Genomic DNA, 10,906 nt, shown 5'->3' on the forward strand with positions numbered 1-10,906 from the left:
GCTGGCGCACGCGCCAGCACACCGCGAACGGGTGCAGGAATTGCTTGGACGATGGCACGCGCCGGGATGGCACCGGCGGCCATTCGTTCCAACCGATCCAAGGAGTCCGCCCATGCGTGTTGCACGCCCGATCCCGGCATTTTTCTGCGCCCTCGGCCTCGTGGCCACGGCAGCGCCCGCGCTGGCCCAGGGCACCTACCCGGACCGCCCGGTGAAAGTGATCGTCGCGCTCCCCGCTGGCGGCAGCGCCGACATGATCGCGCGCATGGTGGGCCAGAAGATGGCGGCCGAACTGGGCCAGCCGTTCGTGGTGGACAACAAGGCGGGCGCTTCGGGCCAGATCGGCACGCCCATGGTGGCCCGTGCGGCGCCGGACGGCTACACGATCATGGTGTCGCCCGCGTCGTTCCTGACCACCAACAAGAGCATCTTCAAGACCCTGCCCTATGACCCGCAGGCCGACTTCGTGCCCATCACCAAGCTGGTGAACCAGCCGATGGTGCTGGTGGCCAAGGACGCGCAGAAGTTTCCGAGCGTGGCCGCCGTGCTGCAGGCGGCCCGGGCCGCGCCGGGCCGGGTGACCTACGCATCGTCGGGCGACGGCAGCCCGCAGCACCTGGCGGCGCTGATGTTCGGCACCCGCACGCAATCGAGCATGCTGCATGTGCCGTACAAGGGCGGTGCCCCGGCCATCAACGACACGCTGGCGGGCAACGTGGACCTCATGTTCGCCGTGCTGCCCGAAGCGTTGCCGCACATCCAGTCGGGCAAGCTGCAGGCGCTGGCGGTGATGAGCGCGCAGCGTTCGGCGGTGCTGCCGCAGGTGCCCACCATGGCGGAAAGCGGCGTGCCGCAGGTGGAACTGTCGGCCTGGGTCGGCCTGCTGGCACCGGCCAGGACGCCGCAGCCCGTCATCGACCGGCTGCGCAGCGCCGCCCACACCGCCTTGGCGGGTGACACCCAGACCCGGCTGGCGGCCAGCGGCATGGAGGTGGCGCCCGGCACCACCCAGCAACTGCAGGACACCATCGCCGCGGAAATCAAACTGCACGCCGAACTGGTCAAGGCGGCCGGGCTGGCGCCCCAGTGAAGCAACGAGGCGGGAGCGGCAGCGATCCCGGCAGAGGCAGGCAGCGGCAGGCGACCTGGGGATAATCCCCGCTGTGTCCCGGAACGCCGCCGCTGCGCGCCGGGCAGTCCCCTCCCCTTCCTTTTGTCTTCGCCGCAGGATCTTTCCTCCCCCCATCCATGAGTGCCGCCACCGAATTCGCTCCCGGCCTTGTCGTCCAAGGCCTTTCCACCCCGCTGTCCCTGTCGGACTTCAAGCTCATCGCATTCGACATGGACTCCACCCTGATCAACATCGAGTGCGTGGACGAGATCGCCGACGCGGCGGGCCGCAAGGCCGAAGTGGCCGCCATCACCGAGGCCGCCATGCAGGGCCTGATCACCGACTACAAGGAAAGCCTGCGCCAGCGCGTGGCCCTGCTGCGCGGCGTGACCGTCGGGCACCTGGAACACGTGTTCGCCGAGCGGCTGCGCTTCAACCCCGGCGCCAAGGAACTGGTGGCGGCGGCCCGCTCCGCGGGCTTGACCACGCTGCTGGTCTCGGGCGGCTTCACGTTCTTCGCCGACCGGGTCCGCGCCGGGCTAGGCATCGATCTCGCGCGGTCGAACCAGTTGGAGGTCGAGGACGGCGTGCTCACCGGCCGCATGGTGGACCAGGCCTGGGGCGACATCTGCGACGGCGCCGAGAAACGCCGGACGCTGCTGGAAGTGGCCTCGCTCCTGGGCATTTCGCCCAGCCAGGCCATTGCCGTGGGTGACGGCGCCAACGACCTGCCCATGATGGGAGCCGCGGGCCTGTCGGTGGCCTACCACGCCAAGCCGGCGGTGCGGGCCCAGGCCAAGGTGGCGATCAACGAAGGCGGGTTGGATCGTCTGCTGGAAGTGCTGCGCTGACGCCCTGGCGTGCCCATCGGCGCGCCACCCCGATTGCTATTATTTCAATAGCAACCAAGCCAAACGATACTAGGGCATCAGCCTCTTTTCATTCGAACTGCGATCCGCTGGATCGCATAAGAGGATCGCTCGTTATATCGATATGAAAATAAAAGAATGGCGCATGCCCGCGCCCTTCACTACATTCACGTCTTCTAACGGCGCGCGCTGGGGCGTCCGCCGACCGATCCAACCGACTGAAATGAAAGCCCTCTCCATGCTGAAGAAAACGCTGTCCGCCATTGCCGTTGCCACCTTGGTCTTCTCGGCGCATGCCGCCGATGTGCTCAAGGTCGCGGCCTCGGCGGTGCCGCATGCGGAAATCCTGAACTTCGTGAAGCCGCAGCTCAAGGCCCAGGGCGTGGACCTGCAGGTCAAGGAATTCAGCGACTACATCCAGCCCAATGCCGCGGTGGAAGACAAGCAGCTGGACGCCAACTTCTTCCAGCACCAGCCCTACCTGGACAGCTACAACAAGGACCGCAAGAGCAGCATCGTCGCCGTGCCCGACGGCAAGGTGCACGTGGAGCCCTTCGGCGCCTACTCCCGGAAGATCAAGGCCGTGGGCGAGCTCAAGGAAGGCGCTCTGGTCGCCATCCCCAACGACCCGTCCAACGCTGGCCGCGCGCTGATCCTGCTGCAAAAGCAGGGCCTGATCGAGCTGAAGGACCCCAAGAACATCACGGCCACCCCGATCGACATCGTGAAGAACCCCAAGAAGCTCAAATTCCGCGAACTCGAAGCCGCCCTGCTGCCGCGCGCGCTGCAGGACGTGGACCTGGCGCTCATCAACACCAACTACGCCATCGAGGCCAAGCTCAACCCCACCAAGGACGCGCTGTTCATCGAAGGCGCTGACTCGCCCTACGCCAACCTGGTGGCCGCGCGCGCCGACCGCGCCAACGACCCCCGCATCCAGAAGCTGGTGAAGGCGCTGCACACGCCGGAAGTGAAGAAGTTCATCCAGGACAAGTACCAGGGCGCCGTGGTGCCCGCGTTCTGAGGGCGGACCAACGTCGCGCCTGCGCGGCCCGCACGCACTGGCACACGCGGCGATGCGTGCGGGCCGCGTCGCCTGCAGACGGCCGTCGCCTCCGGTGGCCAGCGCCAGCAGCGCACCGGCGCTTTGAGCCGCCGGACTCCGATGGGGCTCAGAACACCATGCCCCCGGCAACGTCGATGGTCGTTCCGGTGACCATCCACCGCGCTGCGACACCGCGAACGCCACGGCGTCGGCGATGTCCGCCGGCGTCCCCACCCGGCCGAGCGGCGTCTTGCCGACCAGCATGTCGACCATTTCCTTGGGGGCATCGGCACTGCCTTCCGTTTTCACGAAGCCCGGGGCGATGCCCACCACCCGGATCTGGCGGGGTCCAAGCTCTATGGCCAGCGAACGCGTCAGCGTGTCGACGGCGCCCTTGGTGGCCGAGTAGGCATGCACCACCGGGTAGGGACTCTTGGCCAGCCCCGAACTGATGTTGACCACGACGCCACCCGCCGGCAGCACGCGCGCAGCAGCCTGCGTGGTCAAAAGCAAACCCCGCACGTTGAGCGCGAAGTGGGCATCGATGCTGTCCGCCGTCAGCGAATCCAGCGAGTCCATGCGGTAGATGCCCGCATTGTTCACGAGGATGTCCAGCCGACCGAACTGTGCAAGGGCAGCATCGATCAACGGCTGGATCTGCGATGGCTGCGAGAGGTCTGCCTGCGCGGCGACTGCCCGGCCACCGGCGGCGGTGATGCGGCGCACAACGGCGTCCGCGTCCGATGCGGCGGTGGCGTAGTTCACGACGATGGACGCGCCATCGGCGGCCAGTCGCTCGGCGATGCCGGCACCGATGCCTTTGGATGAACCGGTGACGATCGCGACCTTGCCCGAGAGTGAGCTCATGGATTTTCCTTTGGGGTGATGAGGGTGGAGGAATGAAGTGCTGGGATTCCCATCGGCGCCGGGCCGGAGAAGCGCCAACGATAGGCACAACGTCGCTTCAGATAAATGGGTGCTCGCGGCATGCGGCATGAAGCAGTGCTTCACAATCGGCGCCATGTCCCCCGATCTCCTTGCCCCCATTGCCGCGTTCGCGCGCGTTGCGCACCATGCGAGCTTCACCCGGGCCGCCACGGAACTGGGTGTGTCGCCGTCGGCGCTTTCGCAGACGATCCGCAAGCTGGAAGCCAGTCTGGGTGTGCGGCTGCTTGACCGTTCGACGCGGCGCGTCGGCGTCACTGAACTGGGCCAGCGGTTCCTGGCACAGGCGCAGCCGAGCCTGGCGTCGTTGGCGCTTGCCATCGAAGGCATGAACGAGTCGCGGGACAGGCCGTCAGGGCTGCTGCGGCTCAATGTTTCGCGCACCGCCGCCGACATCGTGGTGCTACCGCACCTGCAGGCGTTCCTCGCGGAATTCCCGGACATCACGCTCGACCTGCATTGCGACAACGCGCTGCTCGACATCGTGGCTGGCGGCTTCGATGCCGGCATCCGACTGGGGGAGTATCTGGCGCAGGACGTGGTGGCCGTGCCCATCGGCGGGCGGCAGCGCATCGCAACGGTGGCGTCCCCCCGTTACCTGCAAGGACGCGCCTTGCCGCAGGTGCCCCAGGACCTGGCCGGCCATCGCTGCCTCAACGTGCGGCTGGGCGGAGGGATCTACCGCTGGGAATACACGAACAGGGGGCGCGCGGTCGAGGTGGAAGTGCAGGGGCCGCTGATCTCGAACGACGGAGACATCCTGGTCGCGGCAGTGCGCGCCGGCGCCGGCATCGCCTGCGTGTTCGAAGTGCAGGTGGCCGACGACATCGCCGCAGGCCGGCTGATGCCGGTGCTCAAGCCCTGGTGGCCGACCTTTCCGGGCTTCCACCTCTACCACCCGAGCCGCACCCACGTGCCGCGCAAGCTGCGCGTGTTCATTGACTTCCTGCAGGCCCGCGCGAAGCCCTGAAGGCCGCGCCACGCTGCACCAAGCGGGCAGCACGGTGATCGAGCGAAGGCGCTGCGGCTCGGTGATCCGCACGTGGCGGCACCGCCGCCGGCGCGCTCACTCGCTCGCTCGCCGGATCAATCGCCCTGCAGGCTGCGCGCCACCCACCACGCCAGCGCAAACATGGTGGCACCCGTCAACGTGTCGAGCACTCGCCACGCGCGCGGATCGGCGAACACGTGCTGCAGCCGCCGACCCGCGAAGGCCAGCACGAGAAACCACAGCAGGCTGGCGCAGGCGGCACCCACCACGAAGACCCACTTCAGGCCGCCATCCTGCCGCGCGCCAATCGACCCGATCAGCACCACGGTGTCCAGGTACACGTGCGGATTGAGCAGCGTGATGACGGCCAGCGCGCCGACGACGCCCAGTGCACTGCGTTCGGCCCGCCCCGTGGCGGCCAGCGCCGCCTGCGGCGCGCAGAACGCCCGGTGCCACGCAAAGCATCCGTACGCGAACAGGAACACCGCCCCGCCCAACGTCAGGCACCACGCCAGCGTGGGCGATCGGCCCAGCAGCTGCGCCATGCCGGCCACGCCCACCGCCACCAGCAACGCGTCGCTGATGACGCACCAGGCAATGCAGGCGCGTACATGGCGGCCCTGCACGGCCTGGCGCAGCACAAACAGGTTCTGTGCGCCGATGGAGACGATCAACGTCAGGCACACCGTGAATCCGGCCAGCCACGAGGCGGAGACGGAAGCGGCAGAAAAGGAGGGCGAGGCGATCCACATGGGTGAATTGTCCGAACCGCTTTGATTTAAGTAAACTTAAAGTATCTAAGCAATATGAAGCAAAACTAATGCTGGACTATGCCGGCCTGGAAGCCTTGGCGGCCGTGGTGCGCGAAGGCAGCTTCGAGCGCGCTGCGCGCAAGCTGCACGTCACGCCCTCGGCCATCTCGCAGCGCGTGAAGCAGTTGGAGGAGCGCGCAGGCCAGGTGCTGGTGCTGCGCGGAACGCCGTGCACGGGCACCGACGCGGGCCGCCGGCTCTGCCTGCACGTGGAACAGGTGGCCTTGCTGGAAAACGAACTGCGCCGTGCCAACCCTGCGTTGATGCCCGACACCCAGGCGCCAGCCCCCACATTGAAGCTGGCGGTGAATGCCGATTCCCTGTCGACCTGGTTCATGGACGCGATGGCGGCCTTCACCGCAGGAGGCAACGAGCTGCTGGACATCCGCATCGACGACCAGGAACACACCGCCCAGCGACTGCGCGAAGGCGAGGTGATCGCCGCCGTCACCGCCAGCGCCGGCAGCATCGCGGGCTGCAACACCTGGCCGCTGGGCGCCATGCACTATGTGGCGGTCGGCAGCCCGCCATTCGTGGAGCGCCACTTCGGCGGCGGCGTGACGCCCGAGACTGCCGCGCTCGCGCCCATGATGGTCTATGGCCGCAACGACCGCCTGCAGGACCAGTGGCTGCAGCGCCAGGGCCTGGCCTCGCGCCGCCATCCGCCCCGCCACTTCATGCCGTCCAACCAGGGCTTCCTGCGCAGCTGCGAGGTCGGCATGGGCTGGGGCATGCATCCCACGGTGCTGATCGAGCGGCAACTGGCCGATGGCACGCTGGTGGAGCTTCGGCCGCAGGCGGGGATGGACGTGCCCCTGTACTGGGCGCTGCCGCGCTCGGCCCAGGCGGGGCTGGAGCGGCTCACGCGCTGCGTGATGGCGGCGGCGGGGGCCTGGCTGGGCGACGGCACGGCGCGACCATCGCTTGCTGCGCGTCAAACCCCTTGACGCCGGAACGGGCATGCTCTGCCCCGGCCCGGTCCAACCCACCCGACCACCCGACCACCCGACGACTTCAACCACCGCGCAGCCCCGCGCACCGATCCGATGGATTCAACCGCCCCCCTTCAGCCCCCCGTTCGGCACACCCTGGACCTGGCGGGCATCACCGACCTCGTGCACAGCTTCTACGCCGACGTGCGCGCCGATGCCCTGCTGGGCCCCGTGTTCGACGCGGCGCTGCAGGACCGCTGGGAGCCGCACCTGGCGCGCATGGTGGACTTCTGGAGCACGGTGGCGCTGGGCAGCCGGCGCTACCGCCGCAACGTGCTCGCGCGGCACGGCGCGCTGGAGGCATCCATCGACCTGAACCGCGTGTTGTCGGCCGAGAACGAACTGGCCGCCCGCGTGACGGCCACGCGGTCCCAGGCCAGCCAATGGCGGCATGTGGAAGACCGCCTCGACGGCATCAAGCTGGGCCTGGCCCAAAGCGATGGCAACCGCTACCACCTGCGTGCCAACGTGGAGGCCACCAACCAGACCTACCAGCCGGACTATGGACTTCCCGCGCTGGGCGGGCGGCCGGTCGCCGTGCCACGGGACCGGCAGTTCGGCGAGCCCTTCGGCGACTCGACCACCGACAACCGCATCTACGACCTGCACGGCGATGTCGCCCTGTCGGCCCACACGCGCTGGTCGGCCGATTTCACGCACCTGCAGGCGCATTCGACCTCCATCAAGAACCTGCTGAACGGCTCGCCGCTGGCGGGCCAGCCCGCCGGCACCTATGCCCGGGTCTCGGCCTGGGAGCCGGGCACAGAGCGCCGCATCGACTCGTTCTCGACCGCGCTTTCCAGCACGCAGGGCACCGGCGCGGTGACGCACCAGTTGTACTTCGGGGCGGACTACTACAAGGAGGTGCTGAACCAGCCCGCGCTGTCGGTGCCGGCGTCCACCAGCCCGAGCATCAACGTGTTCAACCCGGTCTACGGGCGGGTGACCGCGCCCCCGGCCGGTGCGGTGCTGGCGCAGAGCCTGACGACGCAGGATCTCGAATCCGTGTCGGTGTCCGCCCAGGATCAGATCGACTTCGGCGCCTGGTCGGTGGTGGCGGGCCTTCGCTTCACGCGCCAGCGCTTCCTGTACGGCACGGCCGGCGTGCTGCCCGTGGAGGAGTCGCGGTGGAACCCGAAGCTGGCGGTGCTGCGCCGGCTGTCGGAGACCGATACGCTGTATGCCAACGTGTCCACCGGCACCTCGCCCAACCAGGTGGCTTCATCGTCGAACCAGTCCCTGCCCTCGCGCCGTTCGGCGCAGGTCGAAGCCGGCTGGAAATCGCTGTGGCGCGGCGGCGCGGTGGTCAGCGACCTGGCGGTGTACCGCCTCGATCAGAAGAACATGATCGCGTCCGACCTGAGCACGCCGCTGAACAACTTCGACTTCACCACGGCCGGCAGCGCGCGGTCGCAGGGCATCGAGGCGTCGCTGTCCGGCCAGGTGACGGACCGGGTGACCGTGGCCGCCACCTATGCCTTCACCCATGCGAAGTACCTGCAGAACCCCGTGTACGGCGGCATGTCCGTGCCGAACGTGGCCCGGCATGCGGCCACGCTGTGGGCGCAGTACGCCTGGAATGCGCAGTGGAAGACGGGCGCGGGCCTGTACCTGCAAAGCCGGCGCTTCGCCGACGAGGCCAACACCACGGTGCTGCCGGGCTACGCGCGCGTCGACCTGAGCCAGACCTGGACGGCGAAGCTGGCCAACGGCCAGAGCGTCGAGGTCCAGGCGACGGTGCGCAACCTGTTCGACCAACACTACTTCGTGTCGAGCCACCTGCACGTGAGCCGCTGGATCACGCCGGGCCAGGGGCGCAACGCGTTCGTCTCGGCCACCTACCGCTTCTGAGCGTCCGCCGGCCCGTCCATCCCGCCCAGTGCCCGGAGCACGTTCTCGGCCGTGGCGGGCGCGGTCAGCGTGACCGGCTCCCGGGCCGCCTCAGCCGGGCGCGCTGCGGCAATCGCGTTGCGCAGGGCCTCGTACACGCTGATGGCCAGCATGAACGGCGGCTCGCCCACGGCCTTGCTGCCGCCCACGTTGTCTTCCCGGTTGGCCTCGTGCCACAGCGCCACGGTGAAGCGTTCGGGGATGTCACCCGTGGCCGGGATCTTGTAGGTGCTGGGCGCGTGGGTGGTGAGCCGGCCCTGGTCGTTCCACACCAGCTGCTCGGTCGTGAGCCAGCCCATGCCCTGCACGAAGCCGCCCTCGATCTGGCCGATGTCGATGGCCGGGTTGATGCTGCGGCCCACGTCGTGCAGGATGTCCACCGCCAGCACGCGGCTCTCGCCGGTGAGCGTGTCGATGGCCACCTCGGTGCAGGCCGCGCCGTAGGCGAAGTAGTAGAACGGCCGGCCGGTGAGCGTGGCCTTGTCGTAGTGGATCTTGGGCGTGCGGTAAAAGCCGTCGCTCCACAGCTGGATGCGGTTGGCATAGGCCTCCTTCACCACGTCGCCCCAGTTGCGCACGGCGTGGGGCGTGATGACCTGCCCGCCGGCGAATTGCACCTCGCCGGCGCCGCAGTGGTCCAGGCCGCACACGAAGGCGGCGAGGTTGTCGCGCACGTGGCGCGCGGCGAACTGGGCAGCGCGGCCGTTCAGGTCGGTGCCGCTCGATGCGGCCGTGGCGCTGGCATTGGGCACCTTGCTGGTGTCGCTGGCGGTCACCAGCACGCGCGCCAGCGGCACGCCCAGTTCGTCGGCCACGATCTGCGCCACCTTGGTGTGCAGGCCCTGGCCCATCTCGGTGCCGCCGTGGTTCACCTGCACGCTGCCATCGGTGTACACGTGCACCAGCGCGCCGGCCTGGTTGAACAGCGTGGCGGTGAAGCTGATGCCGAACTTCACCGGCGTGATCGCCAGCCCGCGCTTGAGCACCGGGCTCGCGGCATTCCAGGCCAAAATGGCCTCATGCCGGCGTTTATATTGGCTGGATTGCTCTAATTTTGGTAGCAGATCGTGGAGGATGTTGTCCTCCACCGGCATCTGGTAGTGGGTGACGTTGCGGTCGGTGGTGCCGTAGAGGTTGCGCATGCGCACCGCGAGCCCATCGCACCCCAGGGCCCGCGCGATGTCGCCCAGAATGGCCTCGATGGCGATCACGCCCTGCGGCCCGCCGAAGCCGCGAAAGGCCGTGTGGCTCTGCGTGTTCGTCTTGCAGCGGTACGAGGCGATCTCGACGTTTTCCAGGAAGTACGCGTTGTCGCTGTGGAACACGGCGCGGTCGGCCACGGGGCCCGACAGGTCGGCCGAGAAGCCGCAGTTGGCCGCCATGCGCAGCCGCAGGCCCGTGATGCGGCCCGTGCCGTCGAAGCCCACGTCGTATTCGTAGGCGAACGGGTGGCGCTTGCCCGTCACCATGAAATCCTCGTCCCGGTCCAGCCGCAGCTTGACCGGGCGACCGAATTGGTTCGCCGCCACCGCCGCCCACACGGCCAGGTGGCCGGCCTGCGTCTCCTTGCCGCCGAAGCCCCCGCCCAGGCGCCGGCATTCCACGCGCACCGCGTGGTTCTCCAGCCCCAGGGCATGCGCCACCCAGTGCTGCACCTCGCCCGGGTGCTGGGTGCTGGAGTGGATCCACCACTGCCGCTGCTCCAGCGGCAGCGCGTAGGCGATCTGGCCCTCCAGGTAGAAATGCTCCTGCCCGCCGACCTCGAAGCGGCCCTGCAGCCGGTGCGCCGCGCGGCCCAGGCCCGCGTCGGCGTCGCCGCGGCGCCAACGAAGACGGGCGGCAGCACGTAGCTTTCGGCGGCCAGCGCCTCGTGCACGGTCAGCACCGCGGGCAGGGGGGGTGATGTCCGGCACCACGGCGCGCGCGGCGCGGCGGGCCTGCATGACCGAATCGGCCACCACCAGGCCGATCACCTGGCCCACGTGCTGCACGGTGTCGATGGCGAACACGGGCTCGTCGTGCGCGAAGGCAGCCAGCAGCTTGTCGCCCGGCACGTCGGCGCTGAGCACCACGCCGTGCACGCCGGGCAGGGCCAGCGCCGCGCGGGTGTCCACCCCGTTCAGGCGCCCGTGCGCCACGGGCGAGAGGATGGGCGCGGCATACAGCGTGCCCTTCACCTCGGGCAGGTCGTCGATGTAATGGGCGCTGCCCGCCACCTGGGCGCGCGCGCTTTTCGTGGGGGTGCGAGCGG

At 68.8% G+C, this 10,906-nt stretch carries 8 protein-coding genes and 1 pseudogene; 6 read left to right on the plus strand and 3 right to left on the minus strand.

Going from position 1 to position 10,906, the window contains the following annotated elements; translation table 11 throughout:
* The first annotated feature begins 112 nt into the window (after nucleotides 1–112).
* From AC27KI_RS00590 to AC27KI_RS00600, 3 genes are all read left to right on the plus strand, one after another.
* Nucleotides 113–1,090: a Bug family tripartite tricarboxylate transporter substrate binding protein gene (locus tag AC27KI_RS00590; protein ID WP_487087968.1), complete on the plus strand. Its 978-nt coding sequence runs from the start codon at nucleotides 113–115 to the stop codon at nucleotides 1,088–1,090.
* A gap of 158 nt (nucleotides 1,091–1,248) precedes the next feature.
* Nucleotides 1,249–1,962 (plus strand): phosphoserine phosphatase SerB, encoded by a 714-nt coding sequence (gene serB, locus AC27KI_RS00595; RefSeq protein WP_272564097.1) that lies wholly within the window; start codon nucleotides 1,249–1,251, stop codon nucleotides 1,960–1,962.
* A 256-nt stretch (nucleotides 1,963–2,218) separates the two neighbouring features.
* On the plus strand, nucleotides 2,219–3,004 hold the full coding sequence (locus tag AC27KI_RS00600) for a MetQ/NlpA family ABC transporter substrate-binding protein (protein ID WP_487088005.1): 786 nt from the start codon (nucleotides 2,219–2,221) through the stop codon (nucleotides 3,002–3,004).
* Between the two features lie 261 nt (nucleotides 3,005–3,265).
* Here AC27KI_RS00600 and AC27KI_RS00605 read toward each other — a convergent pair.
* Nucleotides 3,266–4,072 (minus strand): annotated as a pseudogene (locus tag AC27KI_RS00605) (SDR family NAD(P)-dependent oxidoreductase); the annotation flags it as partial.
* Here AC27KI_RS00605 and AC27KI_RS00610 point away from each other — a divergent pair.
* Entirely contained in the window at nucleotides 4,047–4,940 is an 894-nt protein-coding gene (locus AC27KI_RS00610; protein ID WP_487087964.1) for a LysR family transcriptional regulator, read from the plus strand. The pseudogene AC27KI_RS00605 and the gene AC27KI_RS00610 sit on opposite strands and share 26 nt — an antisense overlap.
* A gap of 116 nt (nucleotides 4,941–5,056) precedes the next feature.
* On the opposite strand, the gene AC27KI_RS00615 is transcribed toward AC27KI_RS00610, so the two are convergent.
* Complete coding sequence (locus AC27KI_RS00615; protein WP_487087962.1) at nucleotides 5,057–5,713, minus strand: LysE/ArgO family amino acid transporter; 657 nt, start codon at nucleotides 5,711–5,713, stop codon at nucleotides 5,057–5,059.
* 68 nt (nucleotides 5,714–5,781) lie between these two features.
* Here AC27KI_RS00615 and AC27KI_RS00620 point away from each other — a divergent pair, with 68 nt between their 5' ends.
* Nucleotides 5,782–6,720: an HTH-type transcriptional regulator ArgP gene (locus tag AC27KI_RS00620; protein WP_487087961.1), complete on the plus strand. Its 939-nt coding sequence runs from the start codon at nucleotides 5,782–5,784 to the stop codon at nucleotides 6,718–6,720.
* A 99-nt stretch (nucleotides 6,721–6,819) separates the two neighbouring features.
* Nucleotides 6,820–8,616, plus strand: a complete 1,797-nt coding sequence (locus tag AC27KI_RS00625; RefSeq protein ID WP_487112151.1) for a TonB-dependent receptor domain-containing protein — start codon at nucleotides 6,820–6,822, stop codon at nucleotides 8,614–8,616.
* Here AC27KI_RS00625 and xdhB read toward each other — a convergent pair.
* Nucleotides 8,604–10,906: xanthine dehydrogenase molybdopterin binding subunit (xdhB, locus tag AC27KI_RS00630; RefSeq protein ID WP_487112153.1), on the minus strand; the 2,303-nt coding region annotated here is incomplete at its 5' end. The genes AC27KI_RS00625 and xdhB overlap by 13 nt on opposite strands.

The organism is Acidovorax sp. KPB24-03, assembly GCF_057546605.1.